Below are 18,810 nucleotides of genomic sequence, written 5' to 3'. Positions count from 1 at the left end.
GCGGCTGGCCGTATGCTGAGCTGCTGGCAGGTCAACCCTTCCATTTCCAGGCGCCGGACTTGCTGCCGGTGAAGTAGTGCATGTAGTCCTTCGAGTAAGCTTTCACGCTTCCCCAGGGAGTGGGGATTCCGGCTCCAATCGTGTTCTTGGCCCGCCACTTATGGGTCGCGCTCGTCGCGTGGTAGCGCGTTATTCCTTTGTTCTTTGCGATGTTGGGGAAGATATGCCCATTCGCCTGCCATCCCTTTGACGAGGTCACCTTGCCGCCGTTGAAGCCGAAGTAGACCGTGTCGCGGGTCCACATCAGCCGCCCGCCCCGCTTGAACTCTGCCTTGCGATACCGGGTCTTGGCGCGGGTCATCGGCTGGGTGCCGGAAGGATCGATGAGTCCGGCTTCTGTGGCGGATACTTCTCCACCGGTTGCCTGCGGCTCACCGGTGAGCGCTGCTATCTGTTCTGTACTCAGCTCGGACGGGTCTACGGCATGTCCGTCGGCGCTAGTCGCCAGAGGCTCGTCGGCAGCCGCAGCCAACGCGGCTGGGGCGGCGAGGGCAAGAGCAATACCGCCCGATACTGCCACTATGGCCAGTCGTTTACGCATTAGTGACCTCCAAGTAATTGCATATCGCCATTGCTTGCTACCTGCCGATACATCAGGTAGCCGGACATCCTCGAGGGGCGAAAGCCCTGCACCTTCAGGACCTCAGAAGTGATCTCAGTCGGTGTGATCGCTAGCCTGTCCGCTTAGGGTCTTCCTGGGCCGCTCGACCGCGCCGCACGCCGTCTCCAAGGCCTTCTCTCTTGCGCTGCGAGCGCCATAGCGCGACGGCGGAGCGCAGCATGCCGACCGTGTGCGAGGTGTGGTATCGGCGCCCGCCTTCTTAGGGAGCTACGCGTCGACGCCGATGGGCTGCCGCGGCCAGGACCGTGCCCAGCGCGACCGAGGTGCTGTCGGCGCCGAGTATCCACTCGGAGGCGTGGTTGCCCGTCTCGGCCAGGGAAGTGCCGCTCCCGTCGTGCCGGTCTCGTCCCCGTCGCTCTTCGGCCCGGCCCGTCCTCCTCCGAGCCCTGGGGCGGGAGCCGGTCAGGGGCGGTCACCGTTGCGTCCGGAGCCTCGGGCGCCTTCGCGGGTATGACACCAAGAAACGTCGGAGCAATCGTGGCGACCGTAGTGACGGCGGCGGCCATGTACATGAGTTTCACTGCGTCAATCCCTCTGTGTGGACCGGTGCTGCGGGTCTCAGCTTCGACGCAGTCAACGCATGATTGTAGGGGGTTTCATCTTATGTACTAATAAACCCTGCTTATGCCCAGTAGGCAGATACTTGGCCTGGCTCGGGGGATCCGACGCGGTCATGGCCGACCTGTGCGAGAACGACCTTTCAGAGCGCACCCTGCGCAACGCCGCTTCGGAAACGCGTCCGCCGGAAAGTACGCCCCTTGTCGTTGCAGGCGCGGCATGCCACGGGAAGCCGTGCGTGGCTGCCTGCGGGCTGTTCGACTGGGACCCCAATGATGAGGCCGAGGGGCTGACTGTTGCAGGATGCGCCACTGCTTCCTGACGGGTTCGGTTCCTCGGGCCGGGCGCTGCAGCCCTCACCTAGGCCGCCACCTGGACCGGCTTTCAGCTGCTGAACCTCTCCCCCGGCCCCCGACGGCGCCTACGCCACGCCCGGAGCACCGGCTGGGAACTGGTGTGGAACCTCAACGCCGCCCTGGTCGAGGAGACCATGCTGCTCGCCCTGCCAGTCGCGGTCATGACCCGCCGCGGCTTGACCTGGCCCGCCCAGTTGACCGTCCTCATCCTTCTGCGGCTGCCCTTCCACCTCTACTACGGCCTCGGCGCCACCGTCATGGTGAGTGTGCGGATGACCGGCTGGCTGTTCGTCTACCAGCGGACTGGCTCCCTCTGGCCCCTGATGCTGGCTCACTTCACCCTCAACTCCCTCCAAACCACCTGTGCCTTCCTGCCGCCTGGCACCGGACCGCTGCTCGGCGCTACCGCGCTGACGCTCGCGGCTGTGACCGCTTTCCGGTGGGCCCGCCAGAAACCATGACCCGATGGCTTCACATCGGCGGGTGAACCTGCGGCCGTCCGGCTGCGAAACTCTCGTGTCTCAGCGGCCGATACCGATGCCATAGGTCTGGCTCAGGAGTTCAGCTCGGGGCAACAGCAGCCTCGTTCGCGGCACTGCCGCGCTGAAACAGCTGCGGATTTCCGGAGTCGCTCCACCCTCCCCACAATCCTCTATGCCAGCCCTGGTGTGCCTCCGGCATCGGATTTCGCGTAGCGGTCAGGCGGGCTTCGCTGTAGGCGGTCCCGTCGGTGGTGGCGCGTCGGCGCCAGTGGGCGGCGGTGATGCGGGTGAGGTGCTGGCCGAACAGCAGCAGGATCGCTCCGGCTGCCCGCACTTCGAGTGGGAGACCGGTGTCGGTGAGGCGCTGATGCAGCAGGTCCCACTTGGAGTCTTCGTCCAGTCCGACGGGATCGGCCTTGGGCCGGTGCGGGACCTCCAGGGCGCGGGCGTGGTGGCGGCGGTGGGCCCAGATCATGAAGTCCCGGACGTCGTGGCGGGCTGGGTTCCCGGCGAGCCAGGCGTCGACGTCGTGCTGGGTCGCCTGGCTGATGGTCATGCCGCGGTCGGCCAGGGTGGCCAGGAAGGCGGCTGCGAGGTTGATGCGGGTGTAGGCCCAGTGGACCCGGTGCTTGAAGCTGCCGCCGCGCAGGCGCTGGCGGCGGCGTGCGCGGGGCAGCAGGGACCAGCGGACATAGGAGCGCAGCAGCACCGCATGGTCGGGGTGCCGGGTAGTGACCCGCTCGAGGTGGCGGGTGATGCGGGCGCCGAGTTCGTCGCGCTCGGGCAGCACCTGGTAGGCGATGAGGAGGCCGCCCAGGTACTCCGCGGTCATCGCCGTGGCCCGGCTGGTGGCGGTGGCGTCCAAATCGGCGTGCGTGAGCGGGCGGCCGGTGGCGACCAGGTCGGCGAGCAGGCGGGCGGAGCGGGAGTTGCGCAGCCAGTTCACGACGGTGCCCGGCTCCGGGCAGTCGGCCAGGGCCGCGCGCATGTGGGCGTACCGCTGCCGTCCTGATCGGGAACCGCGTCGAAGAGTGCGGCGAGACAGTCGTGCACCGTGCACCGGTCACACAGCCCCCGCACCTGGTAGGAACGGGGCTCGCCGCACCGGGGGCAGGCGTAGGGGTCGGGGTGGCCGGCGCAGGGCCCGCACGTGCGCTGCCGATCGGTACGGGCGATCAGCACCCGCAGCTTTCCGCGTACCGGGCAGAGGGCGGGGTGGCGGCGCGCTTCGCGGTAACAGGCTCTGAGCTTGTTCTTTAACCTGACGGATGCCCTCGGTATGATTCAGGTGCTGTCACGCATACCCAATGCTTCGGCACGTCCCTGCGGGCAGAGAGCATGGCTGATCGGGACTGCACATGCTGCGGTGTGTGTGGCCGCACCTCAGCGCGATGCTCACCCTTGCTTGAGTTGCCAGGATCTGCCAGGTCTACCGATGGCCTTGAGGGTCTCGGGGCGTTTCACGGTCTTGCCCACGTCGTAGCGGGGTGCGGGATGGCGGTTCTTGGTCCCGGGCGGTCGTCCGGGACCGGCGCCGCGTGATTGGGGAACACGGGCCGGGCAGAGCAGGTGGGCGCGGATGTTCCTGAACCCCCGGCGGACCCGGGCCGGGGTGAGGCGTTCGGGTTTGGCCGGCTTCTCCCAGGGCCGGCGGAGGTCGGCGGCCAGCGGCCGGGCGAGGCGGAGTTGGGTGTGGGCGACGACCACGAGCCAGGTCCACCGGTCCGCAGCCTCGGGGGTACGGACCTTCGGGGTGGTCCAGCCGAGAATTTGCTTTCCGAACCTGAAGGTGTGCTCAAGATCGAATCTCCTGAGGAACACCCGCCACCACAGATCCACGTCGGCCGGGGCGGCACCGGTCCTGGAGGACCACAGCCAGACCGGCGGTGCTTCCCGTTCCTTGGAGAGATGCTCGCCCTTCAGCCGGACCAAGGTGCCCTCGACGACGGGGAGTTCACCGTCGTGCTCCAGCCAGGCCGAACGGTGGGTCAGCCTCGGGTGGACCCGTTCCCACGCCTGGACTTCGGCCTTGCCGTAGTTGGCGGTGTCGGTGACCGTGGTGATCACCGCCTCGGGCCAGGTCTCGGGTTGGGCGAAGCGGAACTCCTTGCCGTGCTTCGGCGGCCTGCCGCCCTGGGGATAGGCCAGGGCGTACTCCTTGGGCGAGGGCTTGGCAGCCACATCACCCGGTCACTGCGGATCCGCCCGACCAGCCCGACAGGAAGATCCCGCAGTACCCAGGCCAGGCGGGTGACGTCGTAGCCCGCATCCATGACGATCGTGATGTCCGGATCGCCGGGCGTCCACTGGCCGGCTGAGATGAGCCGCTCCGCCACGGCACGGAGCTGGGCGGCGGTGAGGGCGGTCGCATCGTCTTCGGGCCCGAGCCGGACCACGTCCAGGATCGACGTCCACGAAGTGGCTCCCGGTTCGAGGACGGCGACGAAGGAGTACGGCCAGCCCGGGATGAACTGGGAGGCGGACTTCGCCCGGCCGTAGACGTGGCAGAACAGCCGGTCTGCCGAGCACGGCGCGTCCGAGCGCAGCCACGGCGACACGTCAACCGCCAGCACCAGGCGCCCGCCCTCGAACCGGGGCAACGGCAGCCCGGCGAGCAAGGTCCGCAGCCTCTCGACGTCGAACCGGCCCCGGTTGAGAGCTCCGTACAACGCGCCGTGCCCACGCCGGTGCTCGGGCGCCATCGTCAAGTCCACCGGCGAGGTGACCGGCCCGTCGACGCACAACAACGCGTCGGCCAGTTCGAAAAGTTCGTCACGCCGGGCGGTCAGACACTCGTAGAACTCCGCTCGGAAGCGTGACGCATCCGCTAACGCTTCCCGCCGAACATCCGGGCACACCACACTCATGACAACGGCCTTCGACTGGTTCTCCTCGTGACGGAGCACAGGATCAGACGAAGGCCACCCTCATGTCCGGCGAATGCCCAGGTGAGTGACCTCGTTCGGGACACCGTTCGAAGTCAGAAGATAAAGAACAAGCGCAGAACCTGTCTTTGAACCCCGTCGTCCGCGCTAACTGGCTCTAACAAAAGCTGCTGATCATGAGTCTGTCGGCTGTTCTGTCCGTAGGTCTGGGTATGGGAAAGCGTGAGTCGCGGCCGTGGATCGTGTCGGATGAACTGTGGTCGTTAATTGAGCCGTTGCTCCCGAAGCCGGGTCCGAAGCTGGTGGAGGGAAGACCGCGGGTGCCGGACCGGCAGGCCCTGTGCGGCATCCTCTTCGTCCTGCACACCGGCATCCAATGGGAGTACCTGCCCCAGGAGCTCGGCTTCGGCTCGGGCATGACCTGCTGGCGGCGCCTGGCCGCCTGGAACGAGGCCAGTGTCTGGGACCAGTTGCACGTGCTACTGCTGGAGAAGCTGCGGTCGAAGAACCAGCTGGACTGGGAGCGGGCGGTGATCGACTCCTCGCACGTCCGGGCCGCCCGACGGGGCCCAAAAGCGGACCCAGCCCGGTCGACCGCGCACGCCCGGGCAGCAAGCACCACCTCATCGTCGACGGCCAGGGCATCCCGCTCGCGGTGTCGCTGACCAGCGGCAACCGCAACGACGTCACCCAACTCCTGCCTCTGCTCGACAAGATCCCGCCCGTCGCGGGCACAGTCGGCAGGCCGCGTCGGCGCCCGGATGCTTTGCTGGCCGACCGGGGCTACGACCACGACATCTATCGCCGCCAGCTCTGGCAGCGCGGCATCCGGCCCGTGATCGCAAGACGGGGCGAGCCCCACGGCACCGGCCTGGGCATCTTCCGCTACGTCGTCGAACGCTCCATCGCCTGGCTCCACGGTTTCCGCCGCCTACGCATCCGCTGGGAACGACGCGACGACATCCACGAAGCATTCCTCGGCCTCGCCGTCTGCCTGATCACCCACCGACACGTCCAACGTCTTTGTTAGGACCTCTTAGCGACCGAAGCGCCTATCGCCCCAGTCCGAACCGGTTGGTCAACAGGGAGATTCCTGCCAGCGCCAGCGCCGCCGCCGCTACGTACATCCATACATTTCCGTCGGCTACGACCGCCAACAAGACGCCCACCACGAGACAGAGAACAGCAATTATCGCTGATAATGGCTGGCTGCTTCTGTTTGCCACGATGCCTCCTGATAGACGGGCTGTGTGCGCAACCTGAGTGGTGCGCCCGCAGAAAGTTGTCAGTCGCTCGTAAGGAACGCCACTACACCGGCTGCCGCTCCGACGGTGCCGCAGCCTACGCCGACGGGAGAGGGCCCTGCGGCAACAGCGCACACGGCTGTTCCAGCAGACACACCCGATGCTCCCTTGTTGACTTTCTTCTTCACACTCTTCGATGCGCACATGACGCCACCGGATATCTTCCCGAACGTGCTATCGCAGAAGCCCAGCCCTGACGGGTCAATTTTGTTTACGGGGTCCCCTGCCGCGTAGAGGTAGGGATTCTGTTCCTGGCCGGAGGGGTCGGGCTGGGTGAAGCGGCCGACGTTGGGGTCGTAGTAGCGGGCCGCGTAGTGGTAGAGGCCGGTGGGGTCCTGGTAACCGCCGGCGAACCGGTAGGGCTGGGTGGCCTTCTCCGAGGTGGTCGACCGCTCCACGCCGCGGGGGCTGTAGGAGTACGTGTTGACCTTCTCACCGGACCCGTCAGTGACCGCAATGACGGAGCCGAGCGCGTCGGTGAGGTAGAAGTAGGTCTTCCCGTCCCGGGTCATGGAGTTCAGCGTGCCCCCGGGCTCGCGGTTGAAGCCCGTGTCCACCCCGGCAGTTGACGTCGCCGACAGACCCAGCGGCCCGTTATGGAAGTAGGTGTCGCCGAGCTTGATGCGCTCACTCTGGTCGGTGGAGCCGTAACGCCCCTCGTACGTCTTGCCCCCGACGGTGAGGGAGGTGAGCTGGCTGTGATCCGACCACTTCTCCCCGGTGCGGGTGCCCTCCGGGGTGGAGGCGCCGGCCGTCTCATGGCCTTCCGGGTCATACGACCAGTTGGTGGCGGAGCCGTTCTTGGCGGTGATCTGCTGGGCGTCGTTGATGGTGTAGGTGGTGCCACGCGGGCAGCCCTCGGCGGTGCCCTGGCTGGTGAGGTTGCCGGCCAGGTCGTAGCAGTACTGCCAGGACTCGTTGAGGGTGGAGCCCTTCTTCTCCTCGGCGTAGGAGAAGCGTCCCGCACCGTCGTAGGTGTAGGTCGTCTTCATGCCGGTCACGGCGTCTGTTGTGGCGCGGATCTTGTCGCCGTCGGTTTTGCCGTCGGTGCCGTAGCCGTAGGTGTAGGCGAGATCGACCAGGGTGCCCTTGGGGGACGTCGCCTTGATCTTCTCCGGCCGGCTGGACTTGTCGACGTCGACGGTCTGGACGGTACCGCCGGGGTAGGAGGTCTGAGTGCGGATGTCGTTGTTGTTGTACTTGTATGTGGTGGTCTTGCCCTGTGGGTCCTTGAACTCCTTGAGTTTGTTGACCTCGTTCCAGGTGTAGTCGGACTTGCCGGTCGGGTCCTGGTAGTAATCAACGTTGCCCGCCGGGGTGTAGGCGAGCAGGGTCTGGGAGCCGTCCTGCAGGGTACGGACCGTCTCCCGCTGCAACGGGTCGAAGTCGTACTTCACCGTGCCGGTGGAGTCGTCGCGCTGGCGGAGGTTGCCGTCGCCGTCGTAGTGGTAGCGGACCGTGTCGTTGGTCGTGGAGACCGTCTTGATGCGGTCGAGGTGGTCGTAGGTGAAGACCTTCTTCACCCCGCGGCCGTCGGTGAGGGTCTCGGTGCGGCCCAACGCGTCGTAGGTGTACGTGGTTTCACCCAGCGGCTTGGGCGGGGTCACCTTCACCAGGTTGCCCTTGTCGTCGTACCTGAAGGACGTCTTCACCGTCTTCGTGGACGACATCTTCGTCTGGGTCGTGCACCGTTGGCCCTCGAAGCCGCCGCAGTCGGGGCTGGCGGGGTTGTAGGTGTACGAGACGTTGCCGCCGCCGGTGCCGGACTGCGCCACCGACTTGGTGTTGCCGGCCGTGTCGTAGGTGAAGGACGTCTTCTCGCCGTCGGCGTTGGTGGAATCCTTGGGCTTGTCGCCGCCGGCGATTGTCTGCCAGTTGGTCGTCGACTTTCCGCCGGTGGGCGACTTCACCGTCTCCAGGTTGTTGCGGGTGTTGAATCCGTAGTCGGACACGTTGCCGGGCGTGGTGCCGGTACCCATCGCGTCCGTGGCCGTGTCCACATTGTGGTCCGCGTCGTACTTCGTGGACCGCTTGTGGTCCAACGCGTCGGTGACCTTTTCGACTTCACCGTCACCATCGTGCTCGTAGCGTGTCACGTGTTCTTCGGGGTCGGTGACCTTCGTCGTTCCGGCGGCCGTGGGCGAGGTGGTGTCGTATTGGTAGGTCCATGTCGGGCCGGTGTGGCCGGAGCCGTTCAAGTCGGTGGCCCGCAGCATGGAGGTGACGCGGTTGGCGCTGTCGTAGGTGAAGACGGTGACGCGGCCCTCGGCGGTGGTGATTTTCTCCAGGCGGCGGGAGGAGTCGTAGCCGAAGGTGGTGGTCTTGCCTTCGGCGTCGGTGGTTTTGTGCAGGTTGCCGACCGGGTCGAGGTCGAAGACGGCCGTGCGACCGGAGTTGTCCTTCGCCTGCCACTGCGAGGCGTCGGTCTTGACCAGGTCGATCCAGCGGCCCGAGCGGGTTTCGGTCAGCTTGAAGCCCTTGTGCTCGCTGCCCTCGTCGTGCTGGGTGACGGTGATGGTGCCCTTGTTCTTGTCTGTGACCTTGGTCAGGGTGCCGTGCTCGTTGTAGGTGTCCTTGGTATGCGACTTCCAGTTGGTGACCGTGTAGGTGCCGTCGGCGTTCTTCTTCAGCTCCTTGGAGTAGCCCTTGGGCGTGGTGTAGGAGCCGTCGGCGGCCTTCTTGAAGCGCAGGGTGTCGCCGGAGGCGTCGTAGAGCACCACTTCGTCCTCCAAGACTTGGAGGTAGCGCTCGTACTGCTGCCACCATCGCTGGGAGACCTTCCCCCACGGCGCGTCCAGAGAGTTGTAGGTGCGCGCCAGGGTCAGTTCCTGACCGACGCCGGCGACGGAGAAGTCAGTAGGCACCCCACACGGCCGCGGCTAGTGTGCTCGCCGTCGTGGTGGTGCTCTTCACGCGTACATGGGTGCGGCGACGGGCAGTGGGCGATGTGCACGTCTTCAGGCGCTCCGCAGTGCTTTCCCAGGACACCGAGTTCCCTGATCCGGCTTGTCTGCTTGCCCTTGGCCCCGGACGAAATACGGACCTTGTCGGTGCATAGCATGCCGAACAGCGGGGCCCACCGTCACTGACGGTGGGCCCCGCTGTTCGGCATGCGTCTTCGTACCTCGTGTCAGCGCCTTGCAACCTCAGGATGAGAAGTGGTGGATCGATGTCAGGCCATCGCCTCCCGCGACGTGCAGGAACCCCGTCGAGGAGAAGGACAAGGCAAGCGGAATCTGCTCGACGGGGACCATTCCCATCGCGGCTCCCCCGGGCAGTTGCCAGGCGTGGACCGTCTTGGCGCGTGTGCCCGCCAGTACAACGGGGGTGCCCGCGATCGTGCAGACGGTGAGTGTGGTGACAGACATGTCAGTGGTGTCGAGTGTTGCCAGCTCCTCCCCCGAGAGCGCCTCCCACACCCGGATGGGACCGTCCTGTTCCGCGGCAGCAAGGACGCCAGTGTCGTTGATGGTCCCGAAGGCGAGGGCGCTGAGCGGACGCGCAGCGTGCAGGTCCGCCAGGCGGCGACCTGACATTGCGTCCCACACCAGGATCTTGGCGTCCTCGTCCGTTGAGGCCAGGACCGCGGTCGAGTCGGCTTCTCCGGCTGCCAATCCCGTCACCGCGCTCTCATGGCCACGCAGGCGTAAGAGGGGACGGCCATTGGATGCCTCCCAGGTGCGTACCGTGCGGTCAGCACCGGCGGAAGCGACGATGCCTCCGTCTAGGGGGAAGTAGGCGAGGGAGAGGATCCGGTCCGTATGGGGGGGTCGGCACCTGCTTGAGCGCTCCGTCCGCGGTGGCGTGCACCCGGACAGTGCCTCGTCCGGTTCCACAGATGACTGTGTCGCCTGCTAGACCGAAAGAGACCGAGGTGATGGGGCCGTCATCCGGGGCGAGTGTGAAGCGCGCGGAAGCGCTTTCGACGTCCCAGAGTGTGAGGGAGCCATCAAGGCCTCCCGCGGCCGCCGTCGTCGTCTGCCTGTACCTGGTCAGCGCGAGCGCCTGGACCGGACCGCGGTCCGCCTCCAGCACCTGCTGTGCAGTGCCGTGCGGGTCCCAGACGCGCACAGCACCGGATGCGCCTGCAGAGACAAGGACGGTTCCCTCGACTGACGAGGTTGCCGCCAGGCCGCCGGCCAGTCGTCTTGGGCGAGCCATGAGTGAAGGACACGCCCGGCCTTACCACCGCCGATGCAGATCCCGAAGCAGACCTCGCCGCCGAACTCGGTCGAGTCCAGACCGTCGGGGTCGATGCGGTTGACGGGGTCGCCTTCGGCGTAGAGGTAGGGGTTCTGTTCCTGGCCGGAGGGGTCGGGTTGGGTGAAGCGGCCGATGTTGAAGTCGTAGTAGCGGGCCGCGTAGTGGTAGAGGCCGGTGGGGTCCTGGTAGCCGCCGGCGAAGCGGTAGGGCTGGGGGTCTTCTCACTGGTCGTGGAACGGGCGACGCCGCGCGGGCTGTAGGAGTATGTGTTGACTTTCTCGCCGGCCTCGTCGGTGACCGCCACGATGGAGCCGATGGCGTCGCCGAGGTAGAAGAAGGCCTTCCCATTCCGGGTCATGGAGTTCAATGTGCCCCCGGGCTCGCGGTTAAAGCCCGTATCCACACCGGCAGTTGAGGACGCCGACAATCCCAGCGGACCGTTGTGGAAGTAGGTGTCGCCGACCTTGATGCGCTCACTCTGGTCTCGTGGCGTGGTTTACCGGTATAAGCCCGGCACAGGGTGCTCGCCCAACCCCAGGAAGAACTTCAAGGTGGTCTATAACCCGGGCCCGCTCGGGGGAAGGCCCGGCGGACTGACGCCTCAGGGGATCATCACGGCCAGTGTTGAGTACACTCCCCGCGCGCACGCTGCTTGTTAGAAGGGGAAATATGGCCACGGTGGAGCTAGTCCAAGAGAAACTCCAAAGCGAGCTTCTCGGGGTCCAAAGTCAGGGCGCTGGGACTTCTATTGAGATCGTTGAACTGCGCGTTGCTGAGATATGCCCGTCTTTGGTCATCGAAGTTGACCTGCAGGTTGAATACGAACGTTGGCGGGTCTCCCTGTCCTTTTCCGGGCAGGAGGCCAGCATGGTCAGTGGCGATCTCGATGATAGAGCTGCCAGCTACCTCGCGATGCTCGCGCTTACCCATCTTTTCGAGTGGTGGCATACGAAAAACAGAGAGAGGACGTCTAGGTGCATGGGGCGCAAGCTGAACTAGCAGCCGAGGAAGAGGTGCGGGTGATGGGTGGTCACCGCCCCCTGTCGCCCGCTCTTCCCCCCGCGTGTAAAGGGTGAACTTGCCCTCCTGGGGAGAGACCGAAGGGTTCCCGCGCCGCGCGAGCCTGCCCGGGGCGGAGGGACGGCTCGATGCCCGGCGCGGGTGCTGTGGCGGTGCGGGCGGGCGCACCGCCACGGCATAGCCGACATGCTGGCTTCTACGCCACGGCCGCGCTTTCCGGCGCGAGCACGTACTCCACTTCCTGCCTGCCGCGGCACTCGGCGAGGTTCTTGAGCGTGGCGACCTCGGCTTTGTTCGCGGTCAGGGACCACCTCAGCTTGGTCGACTGACTCATAGGCGATGAGATCGGCTGTGATGCCCCGGGGCTGATGACTGGTGACAGTGGCCTGCACTACTTGGCCCGGCTGAAGATCACTGAGGAGGAGCTTCGGCTCATCGGGCATAACAGCATCATCTCCCCGCTTCACCATCGCTTCACTCACAGGACCACCACGAGCTGCTGGACACTCGTTCCTGGGCACGGCTGAGTCTCCAAGCACGGCAGGCAGCCCCGCCCTCCGGTCGGGAGCCATGACACGGGGGCGGGCGACCTACGTAGCCGCGCCCCTGAACCCGCTGCTTGATAACCGGGGTTCAGGCGAACGAGGCCGTGGCACGCGAGGATATCTGCCGCGCGCGAGACCGGCTCTGGCGGCCAAGGAAATCGAACGCGGATATCGGCATGCGCCCCGCCTGGGAGAACCCCCACCGATGCGGGCACGCAGCCCACTGCGGTGCGCTGCTCCTCACGGCGCTCTGCATTGACCGCGTCGCCTGGCTGCGGAGGCCGGGTTCACCGCTTCTGTATTCGGACGGCCACCCTGCGCACCTCTGACGAGCGGTGGGTCAGCAGCCAGCCGGTCGGCGCGGCAGCACAGCCCGCTAATCCGGCCGCCACGAACCCACCCGCGGGAGCGAGGGCATCCATGGCTCCCCCGACGATCGGTGACCCGAGTGCGAGCCCCACGTTCTGCGCCGTCCATGGGACCTTCGGCGAGAACACCGTACTACTGTTCGTAGCGGAACATCACCGCGAGATCGGCATGATCACGCAAGTGCCTCTTCCAAGGAGGCCGCCGTCACCCGACGCCAGTCCTGCCCCAGGGCCTCAACCTGCCGCACGGCCCAGCCCTCGTCATCGGCCTCGAAATACAGCCACAGATCTTCGTCCTCATAGCAGATCCGGAGGCACGTCGTCAGGCCGCAATTGTGGCCCACGACTTGACCAAATCGATAGAGGCCCCCCCGAGACTGAATCATCGAGCGAGGGACCGGACAGGGCGGTCCGCCCATCGAGGTGCATCGATGCGAGGCCTCACAGCGGGCAAACGGCGCTGGCCGGTCACCCTGGATGAGGCGCAGCGAGCGCTCGTGGACGGGATCCGGGCGCTCGTCCACCGTCCACCTGACACAGCGCCCAGCCTGCTGGAATGAGCCCTGCCTCGCTCGGGACAAGGCAGGGCCGCTCCTCGGATACCCATGATCCGCGCCGGGATGCGGAGACCACCCATTCGGAGCAGGCTGGGCATATGGTCCGAACCGCTCCGACAGTCGTTCACCCGGCGTTTGGCGCGGGCGGCCGACGGGTCTCTGTGATCCTCGGCCTCGCGCACTCCGACAGAGATGTCGAGGGGTCCCTGCACCAAGCAGGCCTGCCGTACGCGGACGGATTGCTACAGGACCCGGCATGGGCAGATGGAGAGGTGGCTGCGCCCACCACCACAACGCCGCGTAGCCCCGCGGCTCCAGGCTGGAGGCAGCCATGGACGACGTACACAGGTGGGGTAGCGGGCACAACCAGGGCGGAGCGCAACCACCGCAGCCACCAAACACACCACGAAGGCGCCGTCGCCTGCCCGGGCCGTGGTGGCTCTGGGCCTTGGCTGCACTGTTCTTCACCCTGTTCTTGATCATGGCGGGGACCAAGACACCAGGGGACCCTGAACCCGCGCCGACCGTCACGGTGACAGAACCAGGCCCGACCGTGACAGAAACCGAGACCGCGGAGGCCTCCAAGCCGGCAGTCAACGACGAATCACCCGACGCATCCGAGCGCACCACTGACTCCCCGGAACCGACAGCCACGCCCACGACCGAGTCGAGCAGCCAGCAGGATGCGTACTACGCGAACTGCGACGAGGCGCGGGCTGCCGGTGCTGCACCGCTCTACGCAGGTGATCCGGGGTACAGCACAGACCTCGATCGGGACGGTGACGGAGTGGCGTGCGAGCCGTACGCCGGACCCTGACCGTGCGGGGACTCCCCTAGCCCGGGTAAACGGTCTCCCGGGTTCCGCCCTCGTGGGATGACCCGGGGTGCGCAGCGGGCGCCAGCTACCAGGGCCACGGGTTGCTCGGACTGTCTGGACTGCCGCACATGAGCCCCCCGGTTGCGGCCGGGGGCTCAACGGCGGCCGCGGTCACCGGGATCGTGGCCTTCGGGTGCCGCTTGCCTGTCGTCCAAGGCATGAACGGAGGGGTGCGAAGCACGGGGTCCTGACGGTCCGGGGTTCACCGAATGCCAGCGGCCCTCTTCCCACACCACCAGCCCCCCATTTATGTGGGCTACCACATCTGCCTCATCAACGGTCTTCACTCGAGGGCAGATCACCAGCGTGAGTAGTTCCGAGGTGAGGGGAAGGCCCTCGTGCATCAGCTCCGGGATGGTTAGTGGAGCCGGACTCAATGTGGTGATCGAAGCGGACGGGGCGGTGTTGTGATCACGGATCTGTGCGCGACGAGCCGGGACCGGTTGGAGAGCTGCCCGGGCGCGGCTGGCCCGGTGGCCGTGCTCGACCGCGTAGGTGTCCGTGACGGTCAGCCGTTCATTCTGGGAGGGGACGGATCGTATGACCTGCAACTGAACCGGTTTCTGCGTGAGTTGCCGAGTTGGGGTGTGCGTGCCGAGAACAGCGTGCTGGGTTACGCCCGGGACGTGATGCTTCTCGTCCGGTTCTTGGAGACCTCGCGGTATGGCAAGCCGATCTGGGCGTGCGACGGCGATGACCTGCGGGCTTACAAGCGGGTGCGGTTGTGGTGTGGCGGGCCGGGTGCTGTGTCGGTGGGGACGTGGAACCGGTCGATGGCGGCGCTTGACAAGTGGGTGGCGTGGTCACTGGATGCCGGGTTGTTGCAGCGGGCGCCGTTTCGGTACGTCGACAAGACGGTGATGACGCCTGCCGGCCCTCGCAGGGTCCACGTGAACGCCGAAATGGGGCAGTATGACGGTGTGGCTGATCTCCTGTGGGATGACGTGAGGTGCTTCTTCGATCCGGACCTGATGGGATTGCTACCGGACGTGAGTGTCCCTGATGCCTCGAGGAATAACTGGCAGGAGGTACTGGATCTCGTCGTGGAGAAGGGCTGGAAGTGCCAATACTCCGAAGGAGAGAGGGTGCTTCCCCTGCCCCGGGCGGAGGCTGCACTGTCTCGACCAGCGGATACGGAGTGCCCGAGCCTGCGTGTCTGGCTGAGAGCTGATGTGCTGGCGATCTTCCGCTTCTACTCAGACGAGGAGATCGATTTCGACGTTGATCTGCGCGAGTTGCAGGGGCAGGAGCGACTTGAGCTGTTCTGCGCCTTCTTGCGGGAGATCGGGCGGCGGTTGGGTAAGCCGGTGCTGATGCATCCGGAGGGTGCCCATGGTCATCCGGTGCTCGGATTCGATGTCGAAGCAGATCGAGTCGTGCTCCTTGCGGAGCCACGGGTCAAGTGACTGCGGCTGAGGGCCGGAGTTCGTGGAGAGTGCGGAGGAGCACCTGGTTCAGCCTCCGAGGCGGTGTGCGAGGTGGAGCAGATCTGTCAGGTGCAGCACCCGTCCGTCGAATCCTGGGAGGGGGACACGGAGCGGTTGGGTCCAGCGGGCGGGGATTGCGTCCAGCCCGTAGTACGCCCCCGCGAGGCCTCCGGTCACCGCGGCGACGGTGTCCGTGTCACCGCCGAGGTCGATCGCCGCGCGTATCGCGTCTTCGAAGCTGGCGGAGGTGCGCAAGGCCCAGACGGCTGAGCCCAGACAGGGCCAGACGGCACCGTTGAACTCGGTCGCCTGATCGGGGTGCCAGTCGGGCGCGAGGACGGTAGCGTAGCGGCCGCGGTGGTCGGGGTGGACAAGAGCCAGGACGTCCGGGAGCGCGGCGAGGGGGTCAATGTCCTCGAACGTGACACGGATGAGCTCGTGGAAGATCGCGGTGCCTTCCCAGGCCGCGCGGTCCCCGTGGGTGAGGGCAGCGATACGGCGGGCCGCCTCCATGGTGGCTTCTTGGCCGGCGGCCGCGAAGTGAACTGCGGAGGTCGACGCCCGCATCAAGGAGCCATTTCCCGCCGCTCGTTGGTTGACCTGGAAGTGGATCGCGGCGGCGAGGTCCCAGGGCATGCCGTTGGTCAGGACGTCTTCGGTCTGCAAGCCGATGTCCTTCGGCTCTGATGCCGCCCACCGCTGGAAGCGGGCGAAGATGTCCGGCAGATCCAGCCCGGCCCGCTCCAGCAGCGACTCCGCGACCAAGACGGCCATCTGCGTGTCGTCAGTGGCCTCGCCGGGGTCCCAGCCACCACCTCCGCACATCTCGCCACCGGCACCAGGCGCGGGAAACCGCGCAGAGAACGCTCCCTGGGGGCCAAACTCGAAGGGGGCGCCCAGAGCGTCACCCACCGCTGAGCCGACGACCGCGCCAGCGGCCCGCTGAATCCACTTCATTCGCGCAGGTTATCCGCGCCGCGCCGACGGCTGTCCTGTCCCAGATAAGTGTGGGCAGGGCGAGGACCTTGACCTGCGGTGCCTAGAGTTGAGCGGGACACGAGAGCGGCCAATGTCCCACTCGGCCGTAGGCAGGACGATGAGTCGCTCACGGGGCCAGCGGTGGCCTAGTCACCACCTGGCGCGCAGCACGCCGTCGCTATCCGGCAAGGCAGCATGGAACAGCGGGTGGCGCTCGTCGAGAATCAGGGGCAAAGAGCAGGCTGCTTTCGCGCCCGCGACCAGGGAGGCGAGCTGTTGGTGATCGGTTTCGTCGATGGTGACGTGGCGGATCGTTCCGTTTGGTGCCTCCCAGACGAAGTCCATGGAGGCGTCCGCGGGCAGCGCAGCAAGGACCTCGTCAACATCGGGGTTGAGGTCCGGCCAGATCGTCAGGATCGCGCGAGGACCGAGCTGATCGCGTACCGGGTCGAGATTGCTCGCGGTGAGGCGGTGCCAACGGGTCGCGTTACGGACGTAGGCCTCTTCCAGGAGCAGCGTCTGTTGCGACGCGAGTTCGACGCGGACTCTTTCCCAGAAGTCCTCGTCGGCAGCCTCGATCACTTCAGGTTCCTCAAGATCAGCCGCGTAGGGGGAGGCGCTGATCGGTTGTGCAAACAGGCCGAGTTCACGTGTCTGTGCGACCGCTGCGTCGCAGGGTCGGTCGCTGCTGACGTACACGTACTGGTCCCACCCGACGTGGATGGTGAACGTGTCCTCGCGCTCCAACCGGCACCAAGCACCCTCGTCGCGAAGCATGGTCCGCACCAGCTCCAACGCTACAGACAGTGAAACTTCGGCACCGTCGTAGTAGCCAGTTAGGTCCGGCGGGAACAGGCCGGCGAGGCCATGGCCGTCAAGCGGTTCTTCCAGGCCGAAGTTGACGAAGCCGGTGACCTCGGGTTCACGGATCTCCAGTGTGTCGATGCCCGCTTCCCGTGCGAAGGCGGCGATCGCCTCCAAGTAGGCCGCCTCGACCGGTCCGTGGTCGCTCACCGTGTCCTCAGCACCCGTGTAGTGCCCGCGCTCGTCACGGTCGGCGGGGTTGTACTTGGTTATCTGATGAGCGAAGGACGGCGGCACGAAGCTCCTTGAGCTGATGAGGCGGGGCCTCAGCATAAGTCGTGCCATCAGATGCAGATCCCGCCTACACACCACCGGAACGCGGGCCACTCACCCACAAAAGCGTGAGACTCCCTACACATAGCTGGGGCAGGACTCCGGGCCTCCGGAATGCCGCCGACTGACGGCACGACCGTAGGAGCCCGCAGCCACCGACACAAGGCCGACGGACTCGGAACTTGCCTACAGAAAACTCGAACGCGGGCACACTCGCCTACAGAAGAGCGGGGACTGCCTACACATCGTTGGGACCAGACAACGGCCGCACGACCCTATCTCCTTCCTCGACTCCCCGAACCATCGGCGGCGAACGCGTCTCTTCTACGGAGGTGCGCCGCCTGAGACACCTTGGGTCTGAGACACCCGTACAGGTCACATAACGCCGTCAAGCACAATGTCGCCGGGCAGCGCCGCGGCGGCCGCCACGCCCTCGGGCAAGGCATGGGTTATCACGGCCCCGCGGCGCGAACGCAGGATGACGCGGCCATCCGCGTAATAGCCGAGCAGCGACCGGCATCCGTCCTTCTCCAGACTTTGATGTGTCTCGCATGAGACATCAGCTCCAGTCTGTGCCCCCAGAAAAGATCAAGCACCGCATGGGCCGCTCGTGTCAGGATGCTGAGCATGTCTGGTCGCGCGCTTAGTTTCGGGGTGGTGGCGGAAGCTTACGAACGGTCCCGGCCGGGGTACCCCGTGGAGCTGTTCGACATGGTGATGGCCTATGCGGGCCGCCCGGTTCGGACAGCCCTCGAGATCGGCGCTGGGACAGGCAAGGCAACCCGCCTGTTCGCTCAACGAGGGGTCATGGTCACCGCGACCGATCCTGACGCGGCCATGCTCGCCGAACTGCGCAAGCACGTGCCGACGAGCGTCAGAACGGTGCAAGCCGCGTTCGAGGACTTGCAACCGGGCAAACGGTATGGACTGGTCAATGCGGCAGCAGCGCTGCATTGGACGAACCCAAAGGGCCGGTGGTCGCGCGTGGCCGCGCTGCTGGAACCGGGTGGCGTATTCGCCTCATGCGGCGGGCCATTTCAACTGGCTGACCCGGCTGTGGAGGCAGCTGTCCGCGCAGCGCGAGCACCATTCTTGGAGAGTGACGAGATTCCGTCGCCTGACGGGACGCCTCCGGATCATGAGATGCAGTGGCCGGGTACTGAGCTGCAACAGTCTGAGTGGTTCACCGACGTTCAGCAGTCCGTGATCGAACGGCGCCTGACGATGAGCCCTGGCGACTACGTTGGTCATCTCTCCACCATCTCGGCTTATCTCGTCTTGCCGACCGCAGAGCGAGAGCGGGTATTCAGCCAGATCATGCAGATACTACCGGACAGAGTCGAGATGGCCGCCGACATCACCGTCCATCTCGCGCGTCGGCGCCACGAGGATTGATCACGGCATCTCCCCAGGTCAGCCCGCCGGCCCCAG

General features: G+C 66.1%; 13 protein-coding genes and 3 pseudogenes. 7 read left to right on the top strand and 9 right to left on the bottom strand.

Annotated elements, in window-relative coordinates; translation table 11 throughout:
- Nucleotides 1-31: 31 nt before the first annotated feature.
- Entirely contained in the window at nt 32-601 is a 570-nt protein-coding gene (locus tag DEJ48_RS38740) for a hypothetical protein (RefSeq protein WP_150220747.1), read from the bottom strand.
- 1,093 nt (nt 602-1,694) lie between these two features.
- On the opposite strand from DEJ48_RS38740, the gene DEJ48_RS38735 reads away from it, so the two are divergent.
- Complete coding sequence (locus tag DEJ48_RS38735) at nt 1,695-2,057, top strand: type II CAAX prenyl endopeptidase Rce1 family protein (RefSeq protein WP_150220746.1); 363 nt, start codon at nt 1,695-1,697, stop codon at nt 2,055-2,057.
- A gap of 100 nt (nt 2,058-2,157) precedes the next feature.
- Here DEJ48_RS38735 and DEJ48_RS38730 read toward each other — a convergent pair whose 3' ends face one another.
- Together DEJ48_RS38730 and DEJ48_RS38725 are read right to left on the bottom strand one after the other, a co-directional pair.
- Entirely contained in the window at nt 2,158-3,066 is a 909-nt protein-coding gene (locus tag DEJ48_RS38730; RefSeq protein ID WP_150220745.1) for a hypothetical protein, read from the bottom strand.
- A 407-nt stretch (nt 3,067-3,473) separates the two neighbouring features.
- Nucleotides 3,474-4,945 (bottom strand): annotated as a pseudogene (locus tag DEJ48_RS38725) (NF041680 family putative transposase).
- A 230-nt stretch (nt 4,946-5,175) separates the two neighbouring features.
- Between DEJ48_RS38725 and DEJ48_RS38720 the strand changes: the two are divergent.
- Nucleotides 5,176-5,993 (top strand): IS5 family transposase gene (locus DEJ48_RS38720; RefSeq protein WP_411757517.1). Its coding sequence is split into 2 segments (ribosomal slippage): nt 5,176-5,505 and nt 5,508-5,993, totalling 816 coding nucleotides; the frame shifts between segments, so codons are not numbered across the junction.
- 255 nt (nt 5,994-6,248) lie between these two features.
- Here DEJ48_RS38720 and DEJ48_RS38715 read toward each other — a convergent pair.
- The 3 genes and pseudogenes from DEJ48_RS38715 to DEJ48_RS38705 form a co-directional block, all read right to left on the bottom strand.
- The gene (locus DEJ48_RS38715) at nt 6,249-9,131 is read right to left on the bottom strand and encodes an RHS repeat-associated core domain-containing protein (RefSeq protein ID WP_150220744.1); all 2,883 of its coding nucleotides are present in this window, start codon (nt 9,129-9,131) and stop codon (nt 6,249-6,251) included.
- Between the two features lie 282 nt (nt 9,132-9,413).
- Complete coding sequence (locus DEJ48_RS38710; protein WP_150220743.1) at nt 9,414-10,103, bottom strand: WD40 repeat domain-containing protein; 690 nt, start codon at nt 10,101-10,103, stop codon at nt 9,414-9,416.
- A 156-nt stretch (nt 10,104-10,259) separates the two neighbouring features.
- A pseudogene (locus DEJ48_RS38705) lies at nt 10,260-10,954 on the bottom strand (RHS repeat-associated core domain-containing protein); the annotation flags it as partial.
- 185 nt (nt 10,955-11,139) lie between these two features.
- Here DEJ48_RS38705 and DEJ48_RS38700 point away from each other — a divergent pair.
- The gene (locus tag DEJ48_RS38700) at nt 11,140-11,469 is read left to right on the top strand and encodes a hypothetical protein (RefSeq protein ID WP_150220742.1); all 330 of its coding nucleotides are present in this window, start codon (nt 11,140-11,142) and stop codon (nt 11,467-11,469) included.
- 217 nt (nt 11,470-11,686) lie between these two features.
- On the opposite strand, the gene DEJ48_RS40010 is transcribed toward DEJ48_RS38700, so the two are convergent.
- The gene (locus tag DEJ48_RS40010) at nt 11,687-11,824 is read right to left on the bottom strand and encodes a hypothetical protein (RefSeq protein WP_190537860.1); all 138 of its coding nucleotides are present in this window, start codon (nt 11,822-11,824) and stop codon (nt 11,687-11,689) included.
- Between the two features lie 1,584 nt (nt 11,825-13,408).
- Here DEJ48_RS40010 and DEJ48_RS38685 point away from each other — a divergent pair.
- From DEJ48_RS38685 to DEJ48_RS40000, 3 genes and pseudogenes are all read left to right on the top strand, one after another.
- Nucleotides 13,409-13,777: an excalibur calcium-binding domain-containing protein gene (locus tag DEJ48_RS38685; RefSeq protein WP_223832383.1), complete on the top strand. Its 369-nt coding sequence runs from the start codon at nt 13,409-13,411 to the stop codon at nt 13,775-13,777.
- Nucleotides 13,778-14,244: 467 nt separating this feature from the next.
- Nucleotides 14,245-14,634: pseudogene (locus DEJ48_RS40005) on the top strand (site-specific integrase); the annotation flags it as partial.
- A 123-nt stretch (nt 14,635-14,757) separates the two neighbouring features.
- The gene (locus DEJ48_RS40000) at nt 14,758-15,243 is read left to right on the top strand and encodes a hypothetical protein (protein ID WP_190538113.1); all 486 of its coding nucleotides are present in this window, start codon (nt 14,758-14,760) and stop codon (nt 15,241-15,243) included.
- 48 nt (nt 15,244-15,291) lie between these two features.
- On the opposite strand, the gene DEJ48_RS38675 is transcribed toward DEJ48_RS40000, so the two are convergent.
- Both DEJ48_RS38675 and DEJ48_RS38670 read right to left on the bottom strand, forming a co-directional pair.
- The gene (locus DEJ48_RS38675; protein ID WP_150220740.1) at nt 15,292-16,221 is read right to left on the bottom strand and encodes an ADP-ribosylglycohydrolase family protein; all 930 of its coding nucleotides are present in this window, start codon (nt 16,219-16,221) and stop codon (nt 15,292-15,294) included.
- A gap of 171 nt (nt 16,222-16,392) precedes the next feature.
- Nucleotides 16,393-17,343: an RNA-binding protein gene (locus DEJ48_RS38670; RefSeq protein WP_190537858.1), complete on the bottom strand. Its 951-nt coding sequence runs from the start codon at nt 17,341-17,343 to the stop codon at nt 16,393-16,395.
- Between the two features lie 732 nt (nt 17,344-18,075).
- On the opposite strand from DEJ48_RS38670, the gene DEJ48_RS38665 reads away from it, so the two are divergent.
- Nucleotides 18,076-18,774, top strand: a complete 699-nt coding sequence (locus DEJ48_RS38665; RefSeq protein WP_223832382.1) for a class I SAM-dependent methyltransferase — start codon at nt 18,076-18,078, stop codon at nt 18,772-18,774.
- Nucleotides 18,775-18,810 lie beyond the last annotated feature (36 nt).

The sequence above is a fragment of the Streptomyces venezuelae genome (assembly GCF_008642315.1).
GTDB lineage: Bacteria > Actinomycetota > Actinomycetes > Streptomycetales > Streptomycetaceae > Streptomyces > Streptomyces venezuelae_D.
This window is presented reverse-complemented; position numbering and strand designations above follow the sequence as displayed.

Bases quoted from the DNA above. Each gene is read 5' to 3' on its own strand.
- DEJ48_RS38740 (WP_150220747.1), bottom strand. From the start codon at position 601: ATGCGTAAACGACTGGCCATAGTGGCAGTATCGGGCGGTATTGCTCTT.
- DEJ48_RS38730 (WP_150220745.1), bottom strand. From the start codon at position 3,066: ATGCGCGCGGCCCTGGCCGACTGCCCGGAGCCGGGCACCGTCGTGAAC.
- DEJ48_RS38700 (WP_150220742.1), top strand. From the start codon at position 11,140: ATGGCCACGGTGGAGCTAGTCCAAGAGAAACTCCAAAGCGAGCTTCTC.
- DEJ48_RS40010 (WP_190537860.1), bottom strand. From the start codon at position 11,824: ATGAGTCAGTCGACCAAGCTGAGGTGGTCCCTGACCGCGAACAAAGCC.
- DEJ48_RS38675 (WP_150220740.1), bottom strand. From the start codon at position 16,221: ATGAAGTGGATTCAGCGGGCCGCTGGCGCGGTCGTCGGCTCAGCGGTG.